25 protein-coding genes are annotated in these 25,344 nt (G+C 66.6%); 16 read left to right on the forward strand and 9 right to left on the reverse strand.

Annotation, left to right across the window (positions count from 1 at the left end):
- The first annotated feature begins 100 nt into the window (after positions 1-100).
- The 3 genes from AC1D14_RS07810 (at position 101) to AC1D14_RS07820 (ending at position 3,459) form a co-directional block, all read left to right on the forward strand.
- The gene (locus tag AC1D14_RS07810; RefSeq protein WP_230117838.1) at positions 101-331 is read left to right on the forward strand and encodes a DUF6480 family protein; all 231 of its coding nucleotides are present in this window, start codon (positions 101-103) and stop codon (positions 329-331) included.
- A 68-nt stretch (positions 332-399) separates the two neighbouring features.
- On the forward strand, positions 400-2,238 hold the full coding sequence (locus AC1D14_RS07815) for a thiamine pyrophosphate-requiring protein (RefSeq protein WP_230117839.1): 1,839 nt from the start codon (positions 400-402) through the stop codon (positions 2,236-2,238).
- 96 nt (positions 2,239-2,334) lie between these two features.
- Complete coding sequence (locus AC1D14_RS07820) at positions 2,335-3,459, forward strand: glycerate kinase (RefSeq protein ID WP_230117840.1); 1,125 nt, start codon at positions 2,335-2,337, stop codon at positions 3,457-3,459.
- Positions 3,460-3,505: 46 nt separating this feature from the next.
- On the opposite strand, the gene AC1D14_RS07825 is transcribed toward AC1D14_RS07820, so the two are convergent.
- Together AC1D14_RS07825 and AC1D14_RS07830 are read right to left on the reverse strand one after the other, a co-directional pair.
- A complete protein-coding gene (locus tag AC1D14_RS07825) occupies positions 3,506-4,168 on the reverse strand; it encodes a DUF6766 family protein (RefSeq protein ID WP_230117841.1) in 663 nt (220 codons plus the stop codon).
- 79 nt (positions 4,169-4,247) lie between these two features.
- Entirely contained in the window at positions 4,248-4,736 is a 489-nt protein-coding gene (locus tag AC1D14_RS07830) for a DUF6328 family protein (RefSeq protein ID WP_230117842.1), read from the reverse strand.
- Between the two features lie 259 nt (positions 4,737-4,995).
- Here AC1D14_RS07830 and AC1D14_RS07835 point away from each other — a divergent pair, with 259 nt between their 5' ends.
- Complete coding sequence (locus tag AC1D14_RS07835; RefSeq protein WP_230117843.1) at positions 4,996-5,895, forward strand: SDR family oxidoreductase; 900 nt, start codon at positions 4,996-4,998, stop codon at positions 5,893-5,895.
- A gap of 64 nt (positions 5,896-5,959) precedes the next feature.
- Positions 5,960-6,523, forward strand: a complete 564-nt coding sequence (locus AC1D14_RS07840) for a hypothetical protein (RefSeq protein ID WP_230117844.1) — start codon at positions 5,960-5,962, stop codon at positions 6,521-6,523.
- A gap of 176 nt (positions 6,524-6,699) precedes the next feature.
- Here the strand turns inward: AC1D14_RS07840 and AC1D14_RS07845 are convergent, their stop codons facing one another.
- A complete protein-coding gene (locus AC1D14_RS07845; RefSeq protein ID WP_230117845.1) occupies positions 6,700-8,055 on the reverse strand; it encodes a uracil-xanthine permease family protein in 1,356 nt (451 codons plus the stop codon).
- 235 nt (positions 8,056-8,290) lie between these two features.
- On the opposite strand from AC1D14_RS07845, the gene AC1D14_RS07850 reads away from it, so the two are divergent.
- The 3 genes from AC1D14_RS07850 (at position 8,291) to AC1D14_RS07860 (ending at position 10,831) form a co-directional block, all read left to right on the forward strand.
- On the forward strand, positions 8,291-8,896 hold the full coding sequence (locus tag AC1D14_RS07850; protein ID WP_230117846.1) for a malonic semialdehyde reductase: 606 nt from the start codon (positions 8,291-8,293) through the stop codon (positions 8,894-8,896).
- 371 nt (positions 8,897-9,267) lie between these two features.
- Positions 9,268-10,224 carry an integrase catalytic domain-containing protein gene (locus AC1D14_RS07855; RefSeq protein ID WP_476968271.1) on the forward strand — a complete coding sequence of 319 codons (957 nt, stop codon included), beginning with the start codon at positions 9,268-9,270 and terminating at the stop codon, positions 10,222-10,224.
- A 124-nt stretch (positions 10,225-10,348) separates the two neighbouring features.
- On the forward strand, positions 10,349-10,831 hold the full coding sequence (locus AC1D14_RS07860) for a 2'-5' RNA ligase family protein (RefSeq protein ID WP_230117847.1): 483 nt from the start codon (positions 10,349-10,351) through the stop codon (positions 10,829-10,831).
- Here the strand turns inward: AC1D14_RS07860 and pgm are convergent.
- Positions 10,821-12,470 carry a phosphoglucomutase (alpha-D-glucose-1,6-bisphosphate-dependent) gene (gene pgm / locus AC1D14_RS07865; protein WP_230117848.1) on the reverse strand — a complete coding sequence of 550 codons (1,650 nt, stop codon included), beginning with the start codon at positions 12,468-12,470 and terminating at the stop codon, positions 10,821-10,823. The genes AC1D14_RS07860 and pgm overlap by 11 nt on opposite strands.
- Before the next feature lie 332 nt (positions 12,471-12,802).
- Between pgm and AC1D14_RS07870 the strand changes: the two genes are divergently transcribed.
- Together AC1D14_RS07870 and AC1D14_RS07875 are read left to right on the forward strand one after the other, a co-directional pair.
- Entirely contained in the window at positions 12,803-13,771 is a 969-nt protein-coding gene (locus tag AC1D14_RS07870) for an NERD domain-containing protein (RefSeq protein ID WP_230117849.1), read from the forward strand.
- A gap of 88 nt (positions 13,772-13,859) precedes the next feature.
- Positions 13,860-14,399, forward strand: coding sequence for a DUF4190 domain-containing protein (locus tag AC1D14_RS07875; protein ID WP_230117850.1), 540 nt, complete (start codon positions 13,860-13,862; stop codon positions 14,397-14,399).
- 97 nt (positions 14,400-14,496) lie between these two features.
- On the opposite strand, the gene AC1D14_RS07880 is transcribed toward AC1D14_RS07875, so the two are convergent.
- Positions 14,497-15,945: an amidase gene (locus AC1D14_RS07880; protein WP_230117851.1), complete on the reverse strand. Its 1,449-nt coding sequence runs from the start codon at positions 15,943-15,945 to the stop codon at positions 14,497-14,499.
- Positions 15,946-16,133: 188 nt separating this feature from the next.
- Here AC1D14_RS07880 and AC1D14_RS07885 point away from each other — a divergent pair, with 188 nt between their 5' ends.
- The 3 genes from AC1D14_RS07885 (at position 16,134) to AC1D14_RS07895 (ending at position 17,803) form a co-directional block, all read left to right on the forward strand.
- Positions 16,134-16,460: a rhodanese-like domain-containing protein gene (locus AC1D14_RS07885; protein WP_230117852.1), complete on the forward strand. Its 327-nt coding sequence runs from the start codon at positions 16,134-16,136 to the stop codon at positions 16,458-16,460.
- 50 nt (positions 16,461-16,510) lie between these two features.
- Positions 16,511-17,491: a prephenate dehydratase gene (pheA, locus tag AC1D14_RS07890; protein WP_230117853.1), complete on the forward strand. Its 981-nt coding sequence runs from the start codon at positions 16,511-16,513 to the stop codon at positions 17,489-17,491.
- A 93-nt stretch (positions 17,492-17,584) separates the two neighbouring features.
- Positions 17,585-17,803 carry a hypothetical protein gene (locus AC1D14_RS07895; RefSeq protein WP_230117854.1) on the forward strand — a complete coding sequence of 73 codons (219 nt, stop codon included), beginning with the start codon at positions 17,585-17,587 and terminating at the stop codon, positions 17,801-17,803.
- Here the strand turns inward: AC1D14_RS07895 and AC1D14_RS07900 are convergent.
- Positions 17,800-18,882, reverse strand: a complete 1,083-nt coding sequence (locus tag AC1D14_RS07900; RefSeq protein ID WP_230117855.1) for a diacylglycerol/lipid kinase family protein — start codon at positions 18,880-18,882, stop codon at positions 17,800-17,802. The genes AC1D14_RS07895 and AC1D14_RS07900 overlap by 4 nt on opposite strands.
- A 136-nt stretch (positions 18,883-19,018) precedes the next feature.
- Here AC1D14_RS07900 and serS point away from each other — a divergent pair, with 136 nt between their 5' ends.
- Both serS and AC1D14_RS07910 read left to right on the forward strand, forming a co-directional pair.
- A complete protein-coding gene (gene serS / locus AC1D14_RS07905; RefSeq protein WP_476881516.1) occupies positions 19,019-20,299 on the forward strand; it encodes a serine--tRNA ligase in 1,281 nt (426 codons plus the stop codon).
- 124 nt (positions 20,300-20,423) lie between these two features.
- Positions 20,424-21,269 carry an HAD family hydrolase gene (locus tag AC1D14_RS07910; protein ID WP_476881517.1) on the forward strand — a complete coding sequence of 282 codons (846 nt, stop codon included), beginning with the start codon at positions 20,424-20,426 and terminating at the stop codon, positions 21,267-21,269.
- Positions 21,270-21,323: 54 nt separating this feature from the next.
- Here the strand turns inward: AC1D14_RS07910 and AC1D14_RS07915 are convergent, their stop codons facing one another.
- Entirely contained in the window at positions 21,324-23,603 is a 2,280-nt protein-coding gene (locus tag AC1D14_RS07915; protein WP_476968272.1) for an ATP-binding protein, read from the reverse strand.
- Between the two features lie 88 nt (positions 23,604-23,691).
- Here AC1D14_RS07915 and AC1D14_RS07920 point away from each other — a divergent pair, with 88 nt between their 5' ends.
- Positions 23,692-23,940, forward strand: a complete 249-nt coding sequence (locus tag AC1D14_RS07920; RefSeq protein ID WP_230117859.1) for a hypothetical protein — start codon at positions 23,692-23,694, stop codon at positions 23,938-23,940.
- Positions 23,941-24,055: 115 nt separating this feature from the next.
- On the opposite strand, the gene AC1D14_RS07925 is transcribed toward AC1D14_RS07920, so the two are convergent.
- Entirely contained in the window at positions 24,056-24,655 is a 600-nt protein-coding gene (locus AC1D14_RS07925; protein WP_230117860.1) for a hypothetical protein, read from the reverse strand.
- 189 nt (positions 24,656-24,844) lie between these two features.
- The gene (locus AC1D14_RS07930; protein WP_230117861.1) at positions 24,845-25,333 is read right to left on the reverse strand and encodes an inorganic diphosphatase; all 489 of its coding nucleotides are present in this window, start codon (positions 25,331-25,333) and stop codon (positions 24,845-24,847) included.
- Positions 25,334-25,344: the final 11 nt, after the last annotated feature.

The following is a 25,344-nucleotide window of genomic DNA, read 5'->3' on the forward strand; positions in this document are numbered from 1 at the left end:
AATTAGTCCAGTGCCCCCGGGGCCCCGGAGGGCCGAGCTCCACCGTCACCAAAGTCCGTTGTATTTGCATACGACCCTAACCACGGAGGACCGCAGGAACATGAGCAGCTATCACCCCGAAAACGACCCCGCCAACCCGGACCAGCCCGGCTCCGCCGATGCGGCCGGCGAAAAGGAGCATGGAACCGAACGGGAAGACCCGGCCGCTTCGCCCAACCCTGACCCGCTGAATGGAAACATCACCGGACTTGAGCCCGGCGGAGGCGTGCCGCCGGGTGAGACGCCGCCGGCGGAGGACCAGATGAGCGGGGACCAGGGGCACGAGGAGTAGTCCAGAGTCCATACTCCGAGGGCAGGTCAAGCCCGGTATCTTTCACATCTTGAGCAGGGGAGTCTTCGATGGCTGATCGGCTGGTTGCTGACGTAATGGTGGAACGCCTCAAAGCCTGGGGCGTGGACAGGGTCTTCGGATACAGCGGCGACGGCATCAACGGCTTCATGGGTGCCCTCCGCCGCGCCGGCGACGGCGGCAAGTCGGGCGGCGTCCAGTTCGTCCAGGCCCGGCACGAGGAGACTGCCGCATTCATGGCTGTTGGCCACGCCAAGTACACCGGCGGCGTGGGCGTTGTGACGTCCACGCAGGGACCTGGTGCGGTGCATCTCCTGAACGGCCTTTACGACGCCAAGCTGGACGGCGTCCCGGTCGTGGCGATTATCGGGCAGCAGAGCCGCAGCGTGCTGGGATCTGCGTACATGCAGGAAATCGACCTCCTGACCCTGTTCAAGGACGTGGCGGCACAGTTTGCGCAGATGGTGAGCACCCCGGAGCAGCTTCCCATGGTCCTGGACCGCGCCTTCCGCACGGCGCTTGAGACGCGGACGCCGTGCGTCGTGATCGTCCCGCATGACATTCAGAAGGCCCCGGCGCCGGAACTCGAGCAGGAGCACGGCATCATCGTGACCGCACCGGAATGGCGGCCCGCGCGGGTACTGCCGCGCGAGGACGACCTCGTGAAGGCCGTCGAGGTGCTGGACACCGGCCGCAAGGTGGCACTCTTGGTGGGCCAGGGCGCGAAGCATGCCCAGGCCGAGGTAGTGGCCATCGCGGAAAAGCTCGGCGCAGGCGTCACCACCAGCCTGCTGGGTAAGCCCTACGTCGACGAGACCCTGCCCTTTGCCGCGGGCACCATGGGACACCTTGGTTCCACGGCCAGCGCCCACCTGATGGGACACTGCGACACCCTGCTGATCATCGGTTCGAACGATCCCTGGACCGAGTTCTATCCCAAACCGGGCGCCGCCCGGGCCGTGCAGATCGACATCGACGGCCGGAAAGTGGGCAACCGCTACCCGGTGGAGGTGGGCCTCGTGGGGGACGCTGCGGAAACCCTGCGGGAACTCACCGCACGCCTCGGAAACGGAGCCGCCGGCGAAAGCGGCGAGGGGGCGGCCAGCGAGGCCCGCAAACAGTGGCGCGCGGGTGTGGAGGAGCAGGTTCACAGCTGGCATGCGCTACAGGAGGAGCGCTCCCGCGTGCCGGCGAAGCCGGTCAACCCGGAACTCGTGGTGCGAGAGCTCAACGGCCGGCTCCCGGCCAACGCCCAGGTGAGTGTCGACGTCGGCAGTTGCGTTTATTGGTACGCCCGCCAGCTGACCCTTCCGCCGGGAGTGCCGGCGCACCTGTCCGGGACTCTTGCCAGCATGGGCTGCTCCATTCCGTACGGCATCGCGGCCAAGCTTGCCCGGCCGGAGCGGCCGGTGGTGGCGCTGTCGGGCGACGGCGCCATGCAGATGGCGGGGATTGCAGAACTGGTGACCGTCGCACACCGCTGGCGGCAATGGGCTGATCCGCGCTTTGTGGTCTGTGTCTTCAATAACCGCGACCTCGCCGAAGTCACGTGGGAGCAGCGGGAAACAGAGTCCGAGCCGCGGTTCCCGGACAGTCAGGAGATCCCGGATTTTCCGTATGCCGGCTACGCGGAACTGCTGGGTTTGATGGGGATCCGGGTCGATTCCCCGGGGCAACTGGCCAGCGCCTGGGACCGCGCCTTTGCGGCGGACCGCCCCGTGGTGATCGAGGTCCTGACGGATCCGGACGTCCCGCTCCTGCCTCCTTTCCCCGCAGGCGCCGAGAAGCTGGACGGCATGCGGTCCGCCCTCTCCGCCGAAGGGCCGGACGGAAGCGGCGCCCGTGAACTCCTGGACACATACGCCGGCCAGGAGGAAGCACGCGCCTGATGGCGGGCGCGTGCTCCGGCCAATCAGTGGTTCAGGGAGCCGGCATGACGGAACCGGCAAGCGCGCGTTCCTGAGCCTTGCTGGCAGGATGGTGCCATGCGCATCCTCATCGCCCCGGACAAGTTCAAGGGTTCCCTCACCGCCATCGAAGCCGCCGCCGCCATCGCCGAAGGCGCCCGCCGCGTCTATCCCGACGCCGTAGCCAACCAGTTTCCGGTGGCCGACGGCGGCGAAGGGACGCTCGAAGCTGCCGTTGCCGCCGGGTACGAAGAGCGGCTCAACGCCGTCGTCGGGCCCATTCTCGCCCCAATCGGCGCGGCGTGGGCGCTGCGGAAGGATGCTTTCGGCGGAGCCACGGCTGTGATCGAGACTGCCCAGGCTTCCGGCCTGGCCCACATGGAGCCGACGCCGGAGAACTCCCTCCGCGCCCACAGTTATGGCTGCGGCCAGCTGATTGCCGCGGCCCTGGACGCCGGCGCCACGGAGATCGTGCTGGGCGTTGGCGGTTCGGCCATGTCCGACGGCGGCAGCGGCGCCCTGCGTGCGCTGGGGCTCAAGCCCCTGGACACGGCCGGAAACGTGGTGCCGCTGGGCGGCGGATCGCTCGCGGAAGTGGCAGCCCTGGATGTCTCGGGCCTCGATCCCCGCCTGACCGCCGTAAACTTCCGGATCGCCGTCGACGTTCAGAATCCGCTGTACGGCGCCGACGGCGCGGCACACGTCTTCGGCGCGCAGAAGGGTGCTGATGAGGACGCCGCCGAAAAGCTCGACGCCGGCCTGCGCAACTGGGCGTCCATCCTCAGGGAGGCCACGGGCCGGGACGTCAACGTCCCGGGATCCGGAGCGGCGGGCGGCTTCCCGGCGTCGTTCCTGGCCTTCACGCACGCCACCCTCGAAGGCGGCTTCGCCCTCGTCGCCGGGCTGACCGGGCTGGCCGAGCAGCTCAAGGACGCCGACCTCGTCATCACCGGCGAAGGTTCCATGGACTCCCAGTCCCTCACCGGAAAGGCACCCATCGCGCTCGCGGACGCCGCCCGGGAACGGGGCATCCCGGTGATCGTGGTGGCGGGGCGGATCCTGGTCACGCCGGAGGACCTGGCCGAACACGGCGTGGTGGCCGCGGCGCAGCTGCTGGACGTCGCCTCAAGCCCGGAAGACGCCGTCGCCAATGCCGCAAAATACCTTGCGTGGGCCACTTCCCAGGTGCTCGAAGGCGCTTAACACCGCATGCTTCGCCCCTAGGCCGGACCTTGCTGGACAGGTGCGCTCAGGCGCCGGTTTCGTAGTGCGGTTCGGCGACGGGTTTGGATTCGGGGGACCCCTTCTCGCGCAGGTAGACCGATGTTCCCACCAGCACCGCCACGGCGAGAAACTCGCTTTGCCAGTTCTGGAAAGACTCGAACCAGAACCGGCTCGTGGCGAAGTAGCCCAAGACGCTTACTGTCGGCTGGCCGTGGCTCTCCTGCTCGCTGTTGTAATCGTCGGCGCCACCAATGCCGTGCAGCACGAACGAGGCCAGGAACAGCAGCAGGAACATGATCGAAAGGGAGTGTTCATAAAGCTTCAGCACCACTCCGCCGCGCTTCACGGGCCACGGGGTGGCGTCCTTGATGGTGGCATTGCGGGGATCCTCGTCCTGCGGCGCGTCCTTTCCCATGGGTTTGGATTCCGAGGAGCCCTTCTGGAAAAGGAACACGGTGAGGATGACGTACATGCCCATCTGCAGGAATTCGGACTCCCAGTTTTCAAACGTGGCTTCCACAAAAGCGCCGGTGCCCAGATATTCCGCGACGGTGACGGCCGGCTGCCCGTGAGCGAGCTGGTCTTCGCTGTAGTTGCTGGCGCCGGTGAGGATCATGCCGCCAAAGAACGCCAGGAAGAGCCCCACGTTTGCCAGCAGCAGCCCGTGTTCCTTGGCCCATTTACGCATTGTTCCTCCGTGCTCTTTTGATTGATGCCCCGCCCTCACTGGAGCGGAGCCGGCAGTTTCTGTCCGGCTTCCGGGCCTGCTATCTCCGGGCCTGCCGGTGAAGATGCAGGGGGACATAAACGAGAAGGACGGCCAGCACCGCGAGCAGTACCAGCCCTGCGGTGAGTCCGGCGGTGCGCCCGGCCGTGACGTCGAAGACCAGCGCCGCAGTCCCGACGCTGAGGCATGCCACGCCGCCCAGTGCGATCTTGGTGATGTTGTCCGCACTGGACACCAGAGTCTCTTTGAGCCGGTGGCGGAACAGCCGCCGGTGCACGCTGACCGGCAGGAGGATGAAGGCGGTGGTCAGGGCGGCAAGCGCCACATTCACCAGATAGAGGCCGATCTGGAAGTCGTCGAGTTCCTTGAACCGCTGCTGAAAAGGCAGGGTCAGCAGGAAGCCGGCAAGGATCTGCACGCCCGTCTGCAGCACCCGCAGCTCCTGCAACAGCTCCATCCAGTTGCGGTCGAGCTGTTCCTCGCGGGTCTCATTCCTGCCGCTGCCTGCTGGGGCGTCCGGATCACTCATGCATCGACCTCCATCTGGCCTCAGGCGGGCCCGCCTGCTCCCAACGTAGGCTCAAGCCGGACCGAATTCAACAACTGCTAAGTTTGCTGACTAATTTCTATCAGGATGTGGACTTGGTCCTCAAACCTGCGTTAGGTTCGAAGAGTCGGACGCCCAATGGCCCACGGAGGGAGCCGTGGAAAGCGAACCGTGAAGCCGCCTCAATGGCCAGTCCCGCATGACCCTGCCCGTTAGAACCCTGACCGTTAGTAGGTGGACTATGAGTGACTCAGCAAAGCAGACTGACCAGCCCAGGGATCCCCGTGGTACCTACCACTCGGGACCCTTTCCCGAGCAGGAACAGAAGCAGCCGGGACTCACCGCCCCGATGGATCCGCAGCCGGACCATGGCGAGCTGAGCTACGAGGGCAGCGACAAGCTGCGGGGCAAAGCCGCGCTCATCACCGGTGGCGACTCCGGCATCGGCAAGGCGGTGGCTATTGCCTTCGCCCGCGAGGGTGCGGATGTCGCCATTTCCTATCTTCCCGAGGAGGAAGAGGACGCCCAGGACACGGCGGAATGGATCCGCAAGGCCGGCAGGCGGGCGCTGCTTCTCGCCGGCGACGGCCGGAGTGAAGAGTTCAGCACGAAGATCGTGGACGACGCAGTAGCGGAGTTCGGCAGGCTGGATGTGGTGGTGCTCAACGCCGCCTACCAGAAGAACCGGGACAGCTTCGAATCGCTTCCCACCGAAGAGTTCGACCGCGTCTTTCAAACCAATCTCTACTCACTGCTGTGGACCGCCCGTGCCGCCGTGCCGCACCTGACCGTGGGTGCGTCGATCATCACCACCGCTTCCATCCAGGCGTTCAACCCCTCACCGGGACTGATCGACTATGCCATGACCAAGGCGGCCCAGGTTGCCTTTACCAAGGCCCTGGCCCAGGAGCTCGGGCCTAAGGGTGTCCGCGTGAACGCCGTGGCGCCGGGCCCCATCTGGACTCCGCTTATTCCGGCCACGGAATGGCCTGACAAACTGCCCAAGTTCGGCCAGGACACGCCGCTGCAGCGCGCCGGCCAGCCCGCGGAACTCGCCCCGGCCTATGTCCTGCTGGCGTCCGACGCCGGCTCGTACATCTCCGGGGCAGTTCTGCCCGTCACCGGCGGCAAGGGGCTGTGAGCCGGGCCCTGGGCCGCACGGAGACCACGTTTTCCAGCAATTTCCAGCCAATCAGGAGGAACACATGAGCCAGGACAACCAGCACGCCGCCCCTGAAGAGGAAGCGGGAGGCTACGGCACGCCCACCGTTGAGCAGGAGGTGGGCGGAAAGCAGTTTGCCCAGCCCCGCGAGGAGGAGGATTTTGACGCAGCAGGCCTGAACCAGAACAGCCCGGACGGCGAGACCTTCGGCACAGGTACGCCGAACCTCAGCCACTTTGCCGAAGAAGATCAGGACAGCGCGGGTGAACCCGGTGCCGGCCGCTTCGGCGGGACAGACGAGCAGCTCCATGCCGAGGGTGATGCCAGCGGAGCCGGCTTCGATACCGTCCCCGGTGAGTCCCCGATTCCCCGAGACGCCGATGCCTCGCCGAGCGCCGGGGCTGAAACAGCCGACGCGCGTGCAGGAGACGAAGCGGTACCGTCAGCGGACGCCGAGATCGATGAGGGCAACGCGGACGCCCAGGGCTCAGACCAGTTCTCTTCGGAGCCGGACCAGGACGCCGCCGGCCTGCCGGACGGCAGCGGCAACGATCTGCCGAAGGAAAAGTCCCCGAACGACGATGACGAGACGTTCGACGCCGGGTAGCAGCCCAGTTCTTCAGGTGCCGGCGCCGCACTCCTGCACCACCTTGCCGGCGGAAAACACTTGGCGCCCCTGATTTTCAGGGGCGCCAAGTGGCCTGCGGGCTCAAAACGGTGCAAATATGCTCCGGACATTCCTCGGGCGTGGCACATGCGCCCGTGAGAAGACAGGCCCGGGGCCTAGCGCTTCTTCGGTGACCGCTTCGCCGCCGCGTTGATGGCTGCCTTCGCGGCCGGGGGAAGTCCGGACGGCCCCTCGGTCTCCGGTTCGGCCGCGGTGCCCCGGGCCTTCGCGATGGCCTTCATGCCGTGGTAGATCACCAGAGCCGCGGCGGAGCCCAGCGCAATGCCGGTGAACTTGAGGTCCCCGATGGTCCACGTGTAATCGGCGATGCCGATGATGAGCGCGACGGCGGCGGTGGTCAGGTTCACCGGGTTGGAGAAGTTGACCTTGTTCTGGACCCAGATCTTCACGCCCAGGATGCCGATCATGCCGTAGAGCATGGTGGCGGCGCCGCCCAGCACACCCGGCGGAACCGTGGCGATCAGCTCGCCGAACTTGGGCGAGAAGCTCAGGAGGATCGCGAAGATACCCGCCACCCAGTACGCCGCGGTGGAGTAGACCTTGGTGGCCGCCATGACGCCGATGTTCTCGGCATAGGTGGTGGTACCCGATCCGCCGCCGAAGCCTGCCAGTACGGTGGCCGCTCCGTCGGCCATCAGTGCGCGGCCGGAGACGCCATCCAGGTTCTGCCCGGTCATGGCGGACACGGACTTTACGTGCCCGATGTTCTCGGCCACCAGCACCAGCACCACCGGAACGAAGAGGCCCACGACGCCCAGGTGGAACTCCGGCGTCTGGAAATGGGGCAGGCCGACCCAGGCCGCGGCGTCCATCTTGGAGTAGTCCACCTCGCCGCGGACCATGGCCGCGAGGTAGCCCACCACCACGCCCACGAGAATGCTAAGCCGGCCGACGATCCCGCGGAACAGGACGCTCACCAGGATGATTGTCACGAGCGTGATCAGCGCGGTCACGGGGGCTAGGTCGAAGTTGTTCTTGGCCGCGGGCGCCAGGTTGAGGCCGATCAGCGCCACGATGGCGCCGGTGACGATCGGCGGCATAAGCCTGTTGATCCAGCCCGCACCGAACTTCTGCACGATGGCACCGATCACGGCAAGCCCGGCTCCCGCCAGCACCACCCCGCCCAGGGCGCCGGGGACGCCGTACTGCTGCTGGGAGGCCATGATGGGTGCGATAAAAGCGAAGCTGGAGCCGAGGTAGCTGGGCACGCGGCCCCGGGTGATCACCAGGAACAGGAGCGTGCCGATGCCGGAAAAGAACAGGGTTGTGGCCGGGGGCATTCCGGTGATGATGGGCACCAGGAACGTGGCGCCGAACATGGCCACCACATGCTGCATGCCCACGCCGATGGTGATTGGCCAGGTGAGCCGTTCCCCGGGGGCGACCACTTCGCCTGGGCGGACCGCTTTTCCGTTGCCGTGCAGCTTCCATTTGGTTCCGAGCATGCTCATTGCCGGGGGCCTTTCAGAGGGATAGCCCGCGGGTTGGGGGCTGGGATCTTCCGGTGCAACAATACCGCGCCAGGCCCGGGCGCCAAGAGGGTTCCAGCGGGCGGATGTGCCCAAGCTCACGTCCCGTAACCGGCCGTCACGGGAAGAGGGCTGCTCCCGGCACGGTTGTAACCATGGAAAGCAGGAGTGCACCGCCACGCCCAGCAGGGACGGCGGCAAAGCTAAAGGGAACTGAATGACAATCGCCCATGAAGAAGCCGTGATCGATTCCGCAGCCGTGGACGCGATTTTCGCTGAAGCCCGCACGGCCAACGCCTTCACCGGTGAGGTCACCGAGCAGCAGGCCCGCGCCATCTATGAACTGACCAAGTTTGGTCCCACCGCGTTTAACTCCCAGCCACTGCGCGTCACGTACGTGCGCTCGGACGAGGCCCGCGCCAAGCTCGTGGACTTCCTCTCCGCCGGGAACCGCGCCAAGACGGCCTCCGCGCCGCTCGTTGCGGTCCTCAGCTACGACACCTCGTGGCAGGAGCAGTGGGACAATTTCCTTCCGGGGTACAACGCCCCCAAGGCCATGTACGACGCGTCCCCGGACCTCGCAACGTCCACAGGCAACAACAACGCGCACCTGCAGGCGGGCTACTTCATCCTCGCCGTGCGTTCCCTCGGCTTCGCCGCAGGCCCCATGACGGGCGCGGACTTCACCGCGATCGACGCCGAGTTCTTCCCCGCCGGTGACCAGAAGAGCTTCCTCGTGGTCAACATCGGCCGGCCCGGAGCTGACGCCTGGGGCGAGGCCAAGCCCAAGTTCGCCTACGAGCACGTCGTCCGCACCGTCTGATCCGCCCGTCAAGGCTTCGCCCGCGCAAGCTTTCGCCCGGTGCGAGCCTTCGCCTGGTCCAAGCCTTCGCCCGGTCCAGGCTTCGAAGCGACCAGGCGGACAGCCTCAGGACGCGCGATTGCCTCCGGCAACATGGGGGACATTCCGGAGGCAATCGGGGCAGTATTTCTGCAGCTTAGAGCTGCAAGGCATGCATCCGGGCCTACCCCAAGTTTAGTCCTGTTCCCTGGTTGAGAGCATCCCCGCGCGTTGACTCGTAGAAAACCTCCGCGTGGCCGGATACGTTGCCTCATCTGAAAACCTCCGCGGAGCGGCGTGGTGGACGGCCTTGGGAGCGGATGCGGGCTATGCCCGTTTTCATGGAGCTAACGATGGCCCAGCGGCAAGCTGTGACGAAGAAGAAAGCCCTCGCCTATAAGAGCGCCGACCGCTCAGGGAAGACCCGGATCCTGAACGAGCTGGTCGAACTGACCGGCTGGCACCGCGACTATGTGAGCGCGGCGACGATCGACCGCAAACTGGCCGGTGAACGGGCGAGACTGATCCCGCGGGGACGCTCGCATACCAAGCCGGGTACGCTGCTCAAGTCCCAGATCCCGGTCCGCACGTGGGCCGAGTGGGACGATGCCGTGCCGGGGTTTGTGGAGATCGATCTGGTCGGCCACGAGGGAGGCAACAGCTTCGGGGAATTCTGTTTCACCCTGACGGTGACCGATATTTCCACCGGGTGGACGGTGAACCGGTCCGTGCGGAACAAAGCCGCCAAGTGGGTCTTCGAGGCCCTGGAGCACGTCACCGAGGTGTTCCCCTTTCCCATCATCGGCATCGATTCGGACAACGGCTCCGAATTCATCAACGAACACCTTCTGGCGTACTGCCACGCCCATGAGATCACGTTCACCCGGTCCCGGCCCGGGAACAAGAATGATGGCGCACATGTGGAGCAGAAGAACTGGGCCCGGGTCCGGGAACTGGTCGGTTACCTTCGCTACGACACCGCCGCCGAACTGGAGAAACTCAATGAGATCTGGGCGTTGGACCGCGTCTTCACCAACTATCTGCTGCCCCAGCAAAAGCTCATCGAAAAAACCCGGCACGGCGCGAAAGTCACCAAGAAGCATGACACGCCGGCCACGCCCCACCAGCGCGCGATCCGGCACGAGAGGATGCGTAAACGCCCCGTCATCCAGATGAATGCCGCGTTCAAACGGATCAAACCCGGGGCACTGTCGCGCCAAATCCTCGCTCTCACCGCCGAGTTGGAAACTCTGGCCCTGGCGAAGAAACCAGCAGCGCTCAAACCCGTCAACAGGGCCTGGAACAACTGATCTCCCGGAGGTTTTTCAATGAGGCAACGAAGGGAGCCAACCGGAGGTTTTCAGATGAGGCAACGAATCACTCTTCCCGGAGGTATTGCAATGAGGCAACAGGCCCCGGTGGCACACTTGGGGTATGCGGAACCTCATCATGGTGGCGTTCATTGAGCCGGCCTCGGAGGGGCAGGAGTTCCTGCGCACCGACTGGCCGCTGCACATCACGCTGGTGCGTTTCAATGTTACGGACGACGGCGGCACGGCCCGGTTCGCGTCGCTCGCCGAGGTGCCGGCCAAGCAGGCGCTGGGCTCAGTGCTGTCCATCGGCGGGGACCACCACTTCGGGCATCAAGGCTCCGTACCCGTCAGCCTGGTTAAGGATGACCCCGCGCTGCAGGCGTTGCACGAATCCCTGGTGCAGGCGGTGGAGCAGCTTTCCGGCCGTGTCGCGAGCCCGCACCACACCCGGCGGCTCTTCCGCCCGCATGTGTCCCACCACGGTGAGCAACGCGTGAACCCGGGCGACGCCGTCGTGCTTGACCACATTGCACTCGTGGACATGGCGCCGGATGGTGACCGCACCATCCGGCGCATCCTCAAGCTGTGGGAGCTTAGGAAATAACCCCGTCCACCAGGGCCTTGGCTTCCGCCTGGACCTGCTTCAGGTGGTCGGCGCCCTTGAAGGACTCAGCGTAGATCTTGTACACGTCCTCGGTGCCGGAGGGGCGGGCGGCGAACCAGGCGTTCTCCGTGACCACCTTCAGGCCACCGATGGAAGCTCCGTTGCCCGGCGCCTCCGTCAGTTTCGCGGTGATCGTCTCGCCGGCCAGGTCGGTGGCCGTGACATCCGACGACGACAGCTTCCCGAGCGCCGCCTTCTGTTCCCGCGTTGCAGCGGCGTCGATGCGGGCGTACACGGGTGCACCAAACTGGTCGGTGAGGCCCTTGTAGAGCTCCGACGGGGACTTCCCGGTGACCGCGGTGATCTCCGAAGCGAGCAGGGCCAGCAGGATGCCGTCCTTGTCCGTGGTCCAGACGCTGCCGTCCATCTTGTTGAACGAAGCGCCGGCAGATTCCTCGCCGCCGAACGCGCCTTCGCCGGACAGCAGGCCCGGCACGAACCATTTGAAGCCCACCGGCACCTCGACCAGCTTGCGGCCCAGGCTTCCGGCGACGCGGTCGATGATGGAGGACGACACGAGTGTCTTCCCGATCACGGACTCCGGGTTCCAGCCTGTGCGGTGGCGGTAGAGGTAGTCGATCGCGACGGCGAGGTAGTGGTTCGGGTTCATCAGCCCGCCATCGGGTGTCACGATGCCGTGGCGGTCCGCGTCGGCGTCGTTTCCGGTGGCGACGTCGTAGTTCGCCCCTTCGGACATCCGGTTGATGAGCGAGGCCATGGCGGACGGCGAGGAGCAGTCCATGCGGATCTTCTCGTCCCAGTCCAGCGTCATGAAGGCCCACTGCGGGTCCACGGTGGGGTTGACCACGGTGAGGTTCAGGTGGTGCCGTTCGCCGATCTCGCCCCAGTAGTCCACGGAGGCGCCACCCATGGGGTCCGCACCGATCCGGACGCCGGCCTCGCGGATGGCGTTCAGGTCCAGGACCGACGGAAGATCGTCAACGTAGCTGCTGAGGAAGTCGAACTTGCCCGTGGTCTCGGCCTCGAGAGCTTCAGCCACCGGAATCCGCTTCACGCCGCGAAGACCGTTCTCCAGCAGTTCATTGGCCCGGTTGGCGATCCAGCCGGTGGCGTCGGTGTCCGCAGGTCCGCCATGCGGAGGGTTGTATTTGAAGCCGCCGTCACCGGGCGGGTTGTGGCTGGGCGTGACCACAATGCCGTCCGCCTGCGGAGCGCCGGCCGGGGCGTTCCTGTTGTAGGTCAGGATGGCGTGGCTCAGGGCCGGGGTGGGGGTGTAGCCGTGGCGGGCGTCGATGAGGACCTTCACGCCGTTGGCGGCAAGAACTTCCAGGGCGGAATTCTGCGCCGGTTCGCTGAGCCCGTGGGTGTCTTTGGCCAGGAAGAGCGGACCGGTGATGCCCTGCCCTGCCCGGTATTCCACGATGGCCTGGGTGATGGCCACGATGTGAGCCTCATTAAAGGACGCCTTCAGGCTGGACCCGCGGTGCCCGGAGGTTCCGAACGCCACACGCTGCCCGGGATCACCCAGGTCAGGCGTGACGTCGTAGTACGCATCGAGAAGAGCGGTCAGGTCAACAAGGTCTTGGGATTGGGCAACTGTACCCGCGCGGCTAGCCATGGGACCAGCATGCCAGACGTGGCCGGAACGCAACACGAGTTGTCCGTAATCCGGTCCCTATGACGCCGAATTTCAGGAAATAGTGCGGCTAGTTGGAAATCGACATGGAAAAACTGAGTACTCACCGCCAAAAGTACCTATATACCGGCTGTTTATGCGGCTGCTACCTTCAAAAAAGAATGACGACGGCGGTCGCTGCCGCCGGCCGGAAAAGATAACGGGCGGCGTGCAAAAGGAGCACGTCACGGAACGGGTCCCCGATTGGCTGTGCCTCAACGGGTCGACGATCCGAACAGTGACGCTCTGAATGGTAATGAATGGGGGTGTGGGCAATGGGGGCTGCAGATGGGGCATTCGAACAGTCGCGGTTGTCGCCGGAACGGATTGCGCGGCTGAAACGCGACCTTGACCGGGCGGAGCACGCCGCTGCCGGCTACCAGCAGCTGGTGGCAGGCACGCTCGGCCTGCTGCTGCCCCACGGCTGGTTTCTCCTGCACGATGTCCACTGGCCCGGCCGCCCCTTGGCCAGGCTGGATCACGTACTGGTGGGGCCCGGCGGGGTGGTGGTCATCAGCTCCAAGAGCTGGAATGGCCACGTTGAGGTCCGGGACGGAGTGCTGCGGCAGAACGGCTATGCCCGGCACCCTGTTATAGAAGTGGCGCTGGGGCAGGCCGCTGCCGTGGCCGCCCTTCTTCCGGCGAACCGGCGCAGGTTCGTGCGCTCCATGGTCTGCATGGCGGCGCAGCACGAAGTTTCCGGAAATACCGCCTGCGGGGTGGAAGTGCATGGGACCGACCGGCTGGTGGCGGCGGTGGCAGCATTACCCCGGGTGCTTGACTCGGAGTCCGTGATCGGACTGTATGCCCAGCTCGGCCAGCTCCTCACGCAGCCGCAGGTCCCGGAGGGGCCGGGCACCATGGCGCGGCCTGCCCGCGCCATGGTCCAGGAAGGGTTGAGGGCGCCGGCTCCCCGGCAAGCGACTACACAGCCTCCAACTGTTGGATCATCCGCCACTGCGATATCCCAGGCATCACGCCCGGCTGCCCCTGGTCCGAGCGGCCGATGTCCTCCGGTTGTCCCTCACCACGCAATCCCCTCCTCCCGGGTCCAGTATCCCGCTGGCCGGGGGCAGGCTGGCCGGCACTCCGGCGTCCGGAACGGCTTTCCTCAGCCGGGGCGGCGCCGTTCCCCCGGCACCCGTGTGGCGCGGTACATGGGAGGGGCGTTGATTGCAGGCTTTCTCTTATCAGCACTCCTTCTGCCGCCCCTTTGGGTCGTCTGGGAGATTTTGCCCCGCTAAAGTCACCGATGGTGATTGACGGGTTGCCCGTGCCATTGCCCGGGGCGGCTGTACTGTTTTGCTTAGGACACTTTCAGAGGGGATCCCCATGACAGAGCAGCGCCCCAACGGAACGGGCGGCGACCCAACGCCGGATGGCTACCAGCCGCCGTCGTATATTCCGCCGCAGGGTTCGGACATTCCGGCGCCCCCGCTGTACACGCCGCCGCTCTATGGCCAGGAATTCGGCCAGGGACGGGGCGGGTCAGGCTACGACGGCGGCCCGTACGGCCGCCCCTACGCCCAGCCGGGGAGCCCCTACGGCAACCAGGGTAGCCCCTATGGCCAGCAGTACGCCGGCCCCTACGGCCAGCCCCACTACGGGATGCCGGCTGAACCGAAAACGCTGAGCATCGCCAGCCTGTGCTGCGGCATCGCAGTCTTCGTCGGTTTTGGGTTCGTCATCCTGCCGCAGATTGCGGCGGTCATCCTGGGGCACATGGCCCTGCGGCGTGAACCGTCGGGACGCGGTCTCGCCCTAGCCGGTCTGGTGATGGGATACGTCGGCCTGGCCCTCACGGTGCTGGCCATTATCAGCCTCGCGCTCCTGTTCAGCGTCGCAGCCACCAACTCGTACAGCACCATCTGAGGAGCGGCCCGGGGAACGGGAAGCAACCCGTCAATCTGTCAGCGGCCGGACCAGTCGCCCGCCGTTACGCCAGCTGCGCCTCATGCCCCAGCTGCGCCTAATACCCCAGCTGGGCCGCGACCTGCAGGAGCAGCGCTTCGGATCCCATCGGGCCGATCAGCTGAATGCCCATGGGAAGTCCCGCGTCCGCGCTGCCACCGCCGGTCCAGTGCACCGGGATGCTGACGGCGGGCAGGCCGCAGACGTTCACCATGGAGGACCACGGGGCGAATTCGCACTGCTTCCGGTAGTCGCCGTCGGCGTCGCCCGCCCATTCCGACGCCGGCCAGTGGCCGTCCCCGTGGGCCGAGCCCGTGAACCAGCCCACCGGCCGCGGCGTTTGGGCGAGTGACGGCGTCAGGATCAGGTCCCATTCGGCGTACTGCGCCAGGGTGTCCCGTTGGAACTGGCGCAGGAAGGCGAGGGATTCGTTCAGTTTCGCTGCGCTGCGCTGCTGTGCCCGGCGCCGGAAGGTTCGCGTGAGCGGGGCCAGCAAAGCCTCGCGCTGCGGTGCTATCCGGGCCGCTCCGACGCCGGCCGTCCAGGCCGTGGTGAAGGCGTCCGGATAACGGTTGTCGTAGCGGATGGCGGTCTCGACGACGTCGTGCCCGGCGTCTGTCAGCAGCCGGGCGCCAGCTGCCAGGGCATCGAGCGCTTCGGGTTCCGGGGTGAACGGGAAGATGGCGGACCACGGGCTGTCCAGGCTCACACCGATCCGCAGCTTGGGCGGTGCGGCCTTGACGGCTTCCAGGTAGCGGGCGCCGCCCGGTGCCGCGTTCACCGCACTGCCCTCAGGACCCTCCGCAGCCAGCGCGTCGAGCATGAGCGCCGCGTCCGCGGCGGAGCGCGCCAGCGGTCCTGAAACCACCAGCCCGGCGGGATCGCCGCTGCTTTCCCCCGCCGGAACCAGTCCGCGGCCGGGTTTGAGTCCCACTAAGCCGCACGCGGCAGCAGGAATCCTGACAGACCCGCCGCCGTCGGACCCCGGCGCGAACGGCAGCAGTTTGGCTGCCACCGCGGCGGCACTTCCGCCGGATGAACCGCCCGAGCTGCGGCTCAGCGCGTGCGGATTGCGCGACGGCGGGGCGATGAGGTTCTCGCTGTAGGCCGTCAGCCCGAATTCCGGAACCTGCGTCTTGCCAAGTGAGATGGCCCCGGCACCCTTTAGTGCCGCGGCGAGGGCGCCGTCGACGGGAGCCGGGCGGCGGTCCAGGGCTGCGCTGCCGTGCGTTGTGACCACGCCGGCCACGTCGGTCAGGTCCTTGAACGCCAGCGGAACACCATGGAGCGGGGGCAGCTGCTCGCGGGGAAGGCGGGCTTGCAGCTCATCGGCCGCGGCGGCATCGGCCAGGGCCATGTCCGCGGTGACCGTGATGAACGCGCCCAGCCGGGGATTCGCGGCCTCGATCCGCCGGAGGAAGTGGGCTGTTGCCTCTCGCGCGGAGAGCTCCCCGGACCGCAGTTCGTCCCTGAGCAGCACCGCTGAGAGGTCGTGGATCTCACTCAAGGCGGCGCATCCTCCCGGGCGCGGGCAACGCCCTGTCGCCGGACACGTCGCGGGCCGCGGGAGTGCCGGCTGGCAGGGCTGTTGTCCTTTGCATGATCCAAGAAGCGTAACGTGCCGCCCGTGGGCCGCGGGGCTGCCCGCTGGCGATACGCTGGTGCTGAGAGCTTGCAGCCGAGGAGAGGACTCCCATGAGCGACTTCGATACCGTCACCGTCAACGAGGTTCCCGCGGACGCCACCATTCTAGATGTGCGCGAAGACTACGAGTGGGTGGCCGGCCACGCCGAAGGCGCGGTGCACATCCCCCTGGACCAGCTGCCCGGCCGCATCGATGACCTGGACCCGGACCAGGACCTCTACGTCATCTGCCGCACTGGCGGACGGTCATTCCGGGCCGCCCAGTGGCTGGTCGGCCAAGGCTACTCGGCCCTCAATGTCGCAGGCGGCATGGACCAGTGGCTCGAGTCCGGCAAGCAGCTGGTCTCGGACAATGGGCTCAAGCCCGTGGTTCTCTGACCCGCTCGGCCACCGCTGCCCTTCCCCTATATAACTCGTAAGGAATACTGATGTCTGCCTCACGTCCCACCTATACCTTCCTTGGCCCCGAGGGCACGTTCACGGAGGCGGCGCTGATGCAGGTCCCGGACGCGGCAGACGCCATCCGGGTTCCGTCGTCCAACGTGAACACCGCGCTGGACAAGGTGCGCGACGGATCTGCTGACGCTGCAATGGTCCCTATCGAGAACTCCGTCGAGGGCGGCGTTACGGCCACCCTCGATGCCATCGCCACGGGACAGGAACTCCGGATCATCCGCGAGGCGCTTGTTCCCATCAGCTTTGTCCTCGTGGCGAGGCCCGGCACGGACATTTCTCAGATCCGGCGCGTCTCCACCCACGGCCACGCCTGGGCCCAGTGCAGGCTGTGGATGGATGCGCATATCCCTGGTGCTGAATACATTCCGGGCTCTTCCACTGCCGCCGCGGCGATGGGCCTCCTGGAGGATGACGCCCACTACGATGCCGCCATCTGCGCTCCCATTGTTGCCGCGGAACAGCCGGGGCTCCACGTGCTGGCCGAGAACATCGGCGACAACCCCGGTGCTGTGACGCGCTTTGTTCTCGTAGGGCGTCCCGGCGTTCTTCCAGCCCGGACCGGCGCGGATAAGACCACCGTGGTAGTTCCGCTGCCTGAAGACCGTCCCGGTGCCCTTATGGAGATCCTGGACCAGTTCGCCACCCGCGGGGTGAACCTGAGTCGGATCGAATCCCGGCCCACCGGGCAGTACCTTGGCCACTATTTCTTCAGCATCGACGCCGACGGCCATGTGGCGGACGCGCGGGTCGCAGACGCACTTGCCGGGCTGCACCGCATCAGCCCCGCCACGAGGTTCCTCGGCTCCTACGGGCGCGCGGATGCGCAAAGCCCGGTGGTGGCGCCACATACTTCCGACGAAGCATTCCAGGCTGCGCATGCGTGGGTCGGAGATATTCTCGCGGCGGACTCGCTGGGCTCCGAAATGACCGTAAATGCTTCGCCCACAGCGTAGACAAATGCCCCTGACGGCACTTCCCTGCCCCTAGGACTGTGCGTATGCTTGCCTGATCAACAAGGGGGGCGGCCCCAACGAAGGGAGCGGGTCATGTCAGATAGTGCCAGCGCCGACAACGACGGCCAGGGAATGATCGTCAATCCCAAGCCGACCGCTGAAAACCAGGACTGGGACGGGGACGACGCCGACCGGGCGGACCGCCTGCGCTTCGAAGAGGAACAGGCCATGATCCGCGAGCAGTCCGAGGCCCGTGCAGCCGCCAAGGCCGCCGAGGCCGCCAAGCATGCTGGAACCGCCAAGTCCGCCTAGGCCTGGCTGCCGCCCGTGCCAATGCCGGGCATGGCCCTGACCCGGATCAGCAGGGATCCGGGATCCACCTGAACCGTGACTTTAGTGGCTTCTCCGGAGGTGTCGCCGTCCAGTTGTGTGGGCATGGGCTCCGGGCATCTGATGACCACCTTCCCGGAGCGGTAGACGCTCATCACGGGCAGGTGCCGCTTGTGCTTGAACAGAATCTTCGTGTACATCGCCAGCCAGCCCACGGCGCTTCGCGGGCTCATCACGACGACGTCCAGCATTCCGTCGTCGATCATGGCCTGGGGGATCAGGTCGATGCCGCCGGGTACGAGTCCGCAGTTGGCGAAGAGGACGCTGCGGATCTTGCGCATCTGTTCGGGCTGGTCGTCCAGCGAAATCGACACTTTCTTCCGGCGTCCGGGCATGTGCCGGACGCCTGCCTCGGTGTACGCCAGCCAGCCCACGGCACGCTTTAGCCCGGCATTCGTATCACCCACCACCTCGGCGTCCATACCGATGCCGGCGATAACCAGGAATGCATGGTTGGACGAAGCGCCGGTCGCCGAGTTCTCGATGTGCATCCGGGCCGTATCGATGTACCGCTGATGGCCGAAGAGGGCCGTCTGGACGTTGCCGTATAGGTCGTACAGGTCCACGTCCACATTGCGCGCCAGCAGGTTTCCCGTGCCGAGCGGGATCAGGCCCATCGCCACACCCGTGTGGGCGAGCGACTCAGCCACAACGCGGACGGTGCCGTCACCGCCGCCCACAAGGACGACATCGGCGCCGTAGTGGAGCGCTGCCTGCACCTGTGAGTGGCCGGGGTCATCCGCCGTCGTCTCAAAAAACCGTGGGGCCTCCCAGCCTGCCGCAAGGCAGGCGCGCTGGATGGCGGCGCGCGCCTCGGCCGACTTGGCCTTGATGGGGTTCAGAACCACGGCAACACGCTGGCGTTCCAGGCCGTGCGCATGGGTGTCTTCCCGCACGGCGCTGCGCGCATGCAGGGCCTTGAGGCTGCGCACGCCCCACCAGCTGGAGACGGCGAATGCCAGGGCCCCAGCGATCAGGACGTAGAGAAGCAAGTCGCTCATGGTGCTTCAACACTATCCCGCCAGGCACCGCTCCCAGTTCGGCGGGGCGTCCAGCAACGGGTCCGCAATCGGAGCCCCCGGCAATCGGGAACAGCGTCCGCGCCGGGCAGCCCGGCATATTCGATACTCTTGTCTGGTGATCGACGTAAAAGACCTCAGCGAAAATCCGGACAAGTACCGCGCCAGCCAGCGCGCCCGAGGTGCGGACGAAACCGTGGTGGACGCGATCATCGACGCGGATGCCGCGCGCCGGGCCGCGCTGATCAGCTTCGAAAACCTCCGCGCTGAACAGAATGTGTTCGGCAAGAAGGTGGCCCAGGCCAAGGGCGAGGAGAAGCAGGCACTGCTCTCTGAGGTCCGCGAGCTCGCCGGTGCCGTCAAGGCCGCCTCCGCCGAAGCCGACGCCGCGCAGGCCAAGCAGGAAGAGCTGCTGCGTACCATTCCCAACCTCATTGAAGACGGCGTGCCCGAAGGCGGCGAGGACGACTACATTGTGGTCAGGACCGTCGGCGCACCCCGCGAATTTCCCGACTTCGAGCCGCGCGACCACCTGGAGATCGGTGAGCTGATCGGCGCAATCGACATGGAGCGGGGCGCCAAGGTGTCCGGCTCGCGGTTCTACTTCCTGCGGGGCGTCGGCGCCAGGCTGGAGATGGCGCTGCTGCAGATGGCCATGGACCAGGCCATCGAGGCCGGCTTTGTCCCCATGATCACGCCCACATTGGTGCGTCCCGAGATCATGCAGGGCACCGGTTTTGATGTGAAGCACGACGCCGAGATCTACCGTCTCGCCGAAGACGACCTTTACCTGGTGGGAACCTCCGAGGTGGCGCTGGCCGGGTACCATGCCGACGAGATCCTGGACCTCACGGCGGGTCCCATCCGTTTCGCCGGCCAGAGCTCCTGCTACCGCCGCGAGGCCGGATCGCACGGCAAGGACACCCGCGGCATCATCCGCGTGCACCAGTTCAACAAAGTGGAGATGTTCATCTACACCACCGTTGAAGAGGCCGCCGCGGAACACGGGCGCCTGCTGGCCTGGGAAGAGGAGATGCTGGCCAAGTGCGAGCTCCCGTACCGCGTGATCGACACCGCCGCGGGCGACCTCGGCATGTCCGCGGCCCGCAAGTTCGACTGCGAAGCCTGGGTCCCCACCCAGGGCAACTACCGGGAGCTGACCTCCACCTCCAACTGCACGACATTCCAGGCCCGCCGCCTGAACATCCGCGAACGCGTGCTCAACGAGGACGGCGCCCCCAAGGGCACCAGGGCTGTCGCCACGCTCAACGGCACGCTGGCCACCACCCGCTGGATAGTGGCCATCCTGGAGCACCACCAGAACCCGGACGGCTCAGTCAACGTGCCCGCGGCCCTGCAGAAGTACCTCGGCGGCCTCCAGGTCCTGCCTGTCCTCTAACCCCGCCGGCGACACCGGGTAAACACTCACACCGGGGAAAAGCTGTGAATATTTACCCGGTGTTCACACAGTGCTGTGGCCTGCGTCCTAGCGGGTGTCAGGGGTGTCTGCTGTACTAGGAGGCATGACTACAATGACTGAATCCTCAGCCGCTGGCATCGAAGACCAGCGAGAAACCCCGCAGAAACTCATGATCGCGCTGGACGTGGACGGCACCCTCGTTGACCACGACGGCCACATGTCCGCCCCTGTCCGCGAAGCCGCGCAGGCCGTGGTGGCAGCAGGCCATGAGGTCATGATCGCCACCGGCCGTTCGCTCAACGCCACCCTTCCGGTGATTGAGCAGATCGGCATCGACCGCGGCTACGCCGTCTGCTGCAACGGCGGCGTCACGCTGCGCCTGCATCCCGAGCTGACAGACGGCTACGAGATCATCCACAAGGCCACCTTCGACCCCGGCCCCGCGCTGCGCGCCCTCCGCAAGCGGCTCCCCTCGGCCAAATACGCCCTGGAGGATGAGGACGGCAACTTCCTGTCCACTGAGCGGTTCCAGGATGCCAGCTTCGGAGTCGAGGCCATTGGCACCGACTTCCAGACCATGCTTGAGGCCACCGCGGTCCGCGTGGTGGTGTTCAGCGCCGAGAACACCCCGGAAGAGTTCAACGAGGCCATCCAGCACATCGGCCTCGCCGGCGTGACCTATTCGGTTGGCTGGACGGCCTGGCTGGACATAGCTGCAGCCGGAGTCACAAAGGCCAGCGCCCTCGAAAAGCTCCGCAGCAGCCTTGGCGTGGACGCCTCATGCACCGTGGCCATCGGCGACGGCCGCAATGACATCGAGATGCTCACCTGGGCGGGCCGCGGCGTTGCCATGGGCCAGGCCCCCGAGGAAGTGGCCGCCGCCGCGGATGAGGTCACCAAGTCCGTTTACGACGACGGCGCCGCCCACGTTCTGCGCAGTCTGCTGTAACGCCGGCTGCCACCGAGCAACTGGCACCGACGTTCGGCAAATGGCTGCGCCCGTTCAGTCAGGCCTCCTGCGCTCCGCCGCCCAGACAGCCAAGGCCGCGCGACTGTGCAGTCCCAACTTCGTCAGGGCATGCGCGACGTGGTTCTCGACGGTACGCGCCGAGAGCGAGAGCTGCGCCGCGATCGACACGTTGCCGAGACCTCGGCGCACAAGCTCGGCGATCTCGAGTTCGCGGGGCGTCAGTATGTCCGGCTGCAGCCCGCCGCCGACGGCCCGGAGCTCCGCCGCGGCCTCCGCGAATGAGAGCTTCTCCCCGGCTTCCCACGCGACCGCGAAGCTGTGCGGTCCGAGCAGCAGCTCCGCGGTCGACTGTACTTGGGCGAGGTCCGCAAGCGCGATCTCGTGGAACCTCCCCCCGGCCCCCTCCCGACGCGTGGTCGCGGCGGCCGCCCGCACCGCCGTCGTCGGGTCCCGCGTCACAGTCAGCGCCGCGAGGCGGGCGAGCGCGACGCCGCGGTAGGAAATGTCCCCCACTCGGGCGAAGGCGTCCACCCCTTCGAAAAGCCTGGCCCGGCCCACCACGGTGCGGCCCAGATTCGACTCGGCGAGGCCCAAGTAGGTGAGGATCTGACCTTGGGCCCAGAGGTCCCGCGCGTCGACGGCAAGGTCCACAGCCTCATGGAGGATGCCGATCGCCTCCTCGTCGCGACGGGCCCACACCGCCGCCATACCCAGCATGCCGACGGCCCTGCTCCGTCCGGCCGCATCGCCGAGCTTCGTATAGACATCCAGAGCCGCCCGGCACGACTCCACTGAACCCTCGGTGTCTTTGGCAAGACATCGGGCGATGGCCTGGTAGAAGAAGGCGGATCCTGCCCCTGCCGAATCCCGTTCGAGGATGGCGAGCGCCTCCGCAGCCAGCCGGTTCCCGGCCTCGGTCTCCTGCCGCGACGTGTGGCAGACGGAAGCGGTTACAAGCCCTTCGGCGCGCGCCTCATCAGCGATTGGATGACGTTCCAGAAGACCGATGGCCCGGGAGAGCCCTTCGTCCTGGGCATTGCGGAACCACAGCTCGCGCGTCGCGCCCATGAGCCGAAGGCCTTCGGCAGGTGCGGCGACGACCGCGAAGTCGAGAGCCGCCCGGAGATCGGGCAGGCGATCGACGGCTTGCCCGTTGCGTGAGCTCTCCATCACGCTCAATGGCCGGTCGGTACCGAACTCTGCCGCGATCCACGCTAGGTGGCGCCTCTGCACCCCCTCGAGCCGTCCGGCGTCGAGCCCCTCGCGAGCGAACTCGCGCAGGCTCTCGAGAAGGCGGAAGACCGTGTGGCCGGCACTGTCGACGGATGGCTGGAGCAGGGATCGGGCGACGAGGTCTTCTAGGTCCTCGAGTGACGCACCCGCGACGGCGGCCACCGCCCGTGCGTCGAACGGGCTCGCGAAGACGGCGCATGCCTCGAACGCAGCGCGCTCGCGCTCCCCCAGCGCGTCCACGCTTGTAGCGATGCAGGCCCGCAGGCTGCGATGGCGGGCCGGCCCTGTGGCAGATCCGGATCCAAGGGCACGCAGGCGCCGCTCGAGCAGCGGCAGCATCTCCGCCGGCGTCATGACGGACATGCGAGCGGCTGCCAACTCAACGGCCAGCGGCAGCCGGTCCAGGCGCGCGCACAGCTCCCGGGACGCGGAGCGGGACTCCATGGAGAACGAAAGCGACGGTCGCACCGCTAGCGCGCGCTCCCAGAAGAGAGTCTCGGCATCGTCGTCGAGCATGGGCCCCACCGGGACGATACGCTCGCCCGCGACGTGGAGGGGCTGTCGGGTCGTGACCAGGACGGTACATTCCACGGCCGCTTCGAGGAGCTCGGCCACGAGCGCAGCCGTCTCCTCAAGGACATGCTCGGTGTTGTCCAGCACGAGGAGCACCCGCTCTCCGCCGTCGAGCCACCACAGGATCGCGTCGAGGGCACCCTCCCTCTTGACGCCGCGAAGTCCCATGGCCTCTGCTACCGCGAGCGCCACCGGGGCGCCCTCGGGGATACGGGTGAGGTCGACGAATACCGGATGGCCAAAGCGGTCGCCGGCGGCGTGCACCGCGGCGAGGGCTATGCGTGTCTTCCCGACGCCACCGGGTCCGGCGAGCGTCACGAGGCGGCTCGACAGGAGAGCGTCGGTGACAGCGGCGAGTTCGGCAGTGCGACCAACGAAGCTGCTCCCAGACGCCGGGAGACGCCCGGGGACCCGCGTCTTGGGTGCCGTGGGGAGGGTTCTCCTGGCCATGCCATCAGTATCTGCGGGGCGAAGTAAGGGTGTCCAGCCCCCCAAATGAGTAGGCACTTGAGTAGCCGCCCCGATGTCTCGGCCAGCCCTCGAAACCTAATATGAAGGGCATCAGGAAGGGCATACAGACCGAAAGGAGCCCGCCATGTACGCCACAGCACCAACCCCGACCCGGGCACCCGCACCGCCGACGGTGCACGAGCGGGCCGTCATCACGTGGGTCGCGATCTTCCCGCTCGTCGCGCTCAGCCAGTGGGCGCTCACACCGTTGATCGGGCCATTGCCACCTGTGCTCCGGGCCCTCGCGGTCACGCTCGTCGTCGTCCCCGTCGCCGTATACCTCGTCGTCCCCCGCCTGATTGCGACGTATCTGCGGCTTGCGCGCCGGCGGTAACGCATCCCCGCTTGACCAGCCAATTTATTGTGTGCGCTCCACTACGAGGCACGAGCGGGTTCAACGCGGCAGAACCAGCGCAACGCAAAGAAGCCTTACGGCAGCCACAGGGGCGCTAGCGGACCTCGAGAATGAGGGACAGCAGCCGCGCGGCGGCGGGGCGGGCGGCATGCTCCTCGTTCCACTGCGACCTTGAAACGGCCTTGCTGACGGCCTGGGACGTGATGCCCAGCTCAGCCGCCACCGCCTTCTGCTGGCCCCTGACGCCGGGGGTCAGCAGATCGAGGACACGCCATTCTGCGTCGCTCCGGTCCCGGACGATCTGGCCCAGTAGCCGCATGACGGCTTCACATTCTGCGGCAAGGTCTGCCAGCGGTCCTTCGACGGCCACCGGTATCCGGTCTTTGCCGTTGCGGAGCCGGTCCACGGCCCGGCGCGCGTAGACGAGCCCGTGCCCGGAAGCGTCCTTAATCTGGTTCGGCAGGGGCTCGTTGACAGGCCCTACCCCGACCCCCACATACCAACTGCCGCACCGCAGGGCGATCAGCGCTGCCTCCACGGTCTGATGAGGGCAGTCCAGGATCCCCTGGACCTCGTCCTCTACCGAGCGATCGAAGTCCAGGCGTGCCGGGATATGCCGCAGATCCTTGAGCAGCGTCGGGACCCGGTCGCCGTCGCGCCGGCTGTCTGTTTGGTTGATAGTCAGCGTGAACATGGTGAAAAACAGCCTACCGGTTGGTAGCCGCGAGACAAGCTGGCCACTCCCGAAATTGGGCCCGGACACAGCTGTTGCGGGAGCGCCCGGCTGGACGCGGCCGGCCTGGAACTTGCGGTTAAACACCGACGGCGGCGGGTGCGGTTCGCAGGGAACCCCCGCCGCCGTCGGGCAGCCTTCAAGAAAGCGTCAGTGCGCTGCAGGCACGTAGCGCTTGATGGACGCCTCGAGCTCAGCCTCTGCGGCGGCGCGGTCGGCCCAGCCCTCGGCCTTGACCCACTTGCCCGGCTCCAGGTCCTTGTAGCGGGTGAAGAAGTGCTCGATCTCCTTGATCAGGAACTCGCTGACATCGCTGACTTCCTGGATGTGGTCGAAGCGGGGGTCCGCCGGCACGCACAGGACCTTGGCGTCTCCGCCGCCGTCGTCGGTCATGTTGAAGACGCCGATCGGGCGCGCTTCGACGATGACGCCCGGGTGCAGATCGAAGTCCTGCAGGAGCACCAGTGCGTCCAGCGGGTCGCCGTCTTCGCCGAGGGTGTTCTCGAAGAAACCGTAGTGGGTGGGGTAGTGCATGGAGGTAAAGAGGACGCGGTCCAGGCGGACTCGGCCGGTCTCATGGTCGACTTCGTACTTGACGCGCGATCCCTTGGGGATCTCGATGGTCACGTCATGCTTCATGGAATGCTCCT

The organism is Arthrobacter sp. P1_B11 (assembly GCF_056406715.1).

Coding starts and splice junctions, on each gene's coding strand:
- AC1D14_RS07910 (WP_476881517.1), top strand. CDS start 20,424: ATGACTACAATGACTGAATCCTCAGCCGCTGGCATCGAAGACCAGCGA.
- AC1D14_RS07815 (WP_230117839.1), top strand. CDS start 400: ATGGCTGATCGGCTGGTTGCTGACGTAATGGTGGAACGCCTCAAAGCC.
- AC1D14_RS07840 (WP_230117844.1), top strand. CDS start 5,960: ATGAGCCAGGACAACCAGCACGCCGCCCCTGAAGAGGAAGCGGGAGGC.
- AC1D14_RS07820 (WP_230117840.1), top strand. CDS start 2,335: ATGCGCATCCTCATCGCCCCGGACAAGTTCAAGGGTTCCCTCACCGCC.
- AC1D14_RS07830 (WP_230117842.1), bottom strand. CDS start 4,736: ATGAGTGATCCGGACGCCCCAGCAGGCAGCGGCAGGAATGAGACCCGC.
- AC1D14_RS07825 (WP_230117841.1), bottom strand. CDS start 4,168: ATGCGTAAATGGGCCAAGGAACACGGGCTGCTGCTGGCAAACGTGGGG.
- AC1D14_RS07855 (WP_476968271.1), top strand. CDS start 9,268: ATGGCCCAGCGGCAAGCTGTGACGAAGAAGAAAGCCCTCGCCTATAAG.
- AC1D14_RS07850 (WP_230117846.1), top strand. CDS start 8,291: ATGACAATCGCCCATGAAGAAGCCGTGATCGATTCCGCAGCCGTGGAC.
- AC1D14_RS07870 (WP_230117849.1), top strand. CDS start 12,803: ATGGGGGCTGCAGATGGGGCATTCGAACAGTCGCGGTTGTCGCCGGAA.
- AC1D14_RS07835 (WP_230117843.1), top strand. CDS start 4,996: ATGAGTGACTCAGCAAAGCAGACTGACCAGCCCAGGGATCCCCGTGGT.
- AC1D14_RS07810 (WP_230117838.1), top strand. CDS start 101: ATGAGCAGCTATCACCCCGAAAACGACCCCGCCAACCCGGACCAGCCC.
- AC1D14_RS07875 (WP_230117850.1), top strand. CDS start 13,860: ATGACAGAGCAGCGCCCCAACGGAACGGGCGGCGACCCAACGCCGGAT.
- pgm (WP_230117848.1), bottom strand. CDS start 12,470: ATGGCTAGCCGCGCGGGTACAGTTGCCCAATCCCAAGACCTTGTTGAC.
- AC1D14_RS07845 (WP_230117845.1), bottom strand. CDS start 8,055: ATGAGCATGCTCGGAACCAAATGGAAGCTGCACGGCAACGGAAAAGCG.
- AC1D14_RS07900 (WP_230117855.1), bottom strand. CDS start 18,882: ATGAGCGACTTGCTTCTCTACGTCCTGATCGCTGGGGCCCTGGCATTC.
- AC1D14_RS07885 (WP_230117852.1), top strand. CDS start 16,134: ATGAGCGACTTCGATACCGTCACCGTCAACGAGGTTCCCGCGGACGCC.
- pheA (WP_230117853.1), top strand. CDS start 16,511: ATGTCTGCCTCACGTCCCACCTATACCTTCCTTGGCCCCGAGGGCACG.
- AC1D14_RS07925 (WP_230117860.1), bottom strand. CDS start 24,655: ATGTTCACGCTGACTATCAACCAAACAGACAGCCGGCGCGACGGCGAC.
- AC1D14_RS07860 (WP_230117847.1), top strand. CDS start 10,349: ATGCGGAACCTCATCATGGTGGCGTTCATTGAGCCGGCCTCGGAGGGG.
- AC1D14_RS07895 (WP_230117854.1), top strand. CDS start 17,585: ATGTCAGATAGTGCCAGCGCCGACAACGACGGCCAGGGAATGATCGTC.
- AC1D14_RS07930 (WP_230117861.1), bottom strand. CDS start 25,333: ATGAAGCATGACGTGACCATCGAGATCCCCAAGGGATCGCGCGTCAAG.
- AC1D14_RS07920 (WP_230117859.1), top strand. CDS start 23,692: ATGTACGCCACAGCACCAACCCCGACCCGGGCACCCGCACCGCCGACG.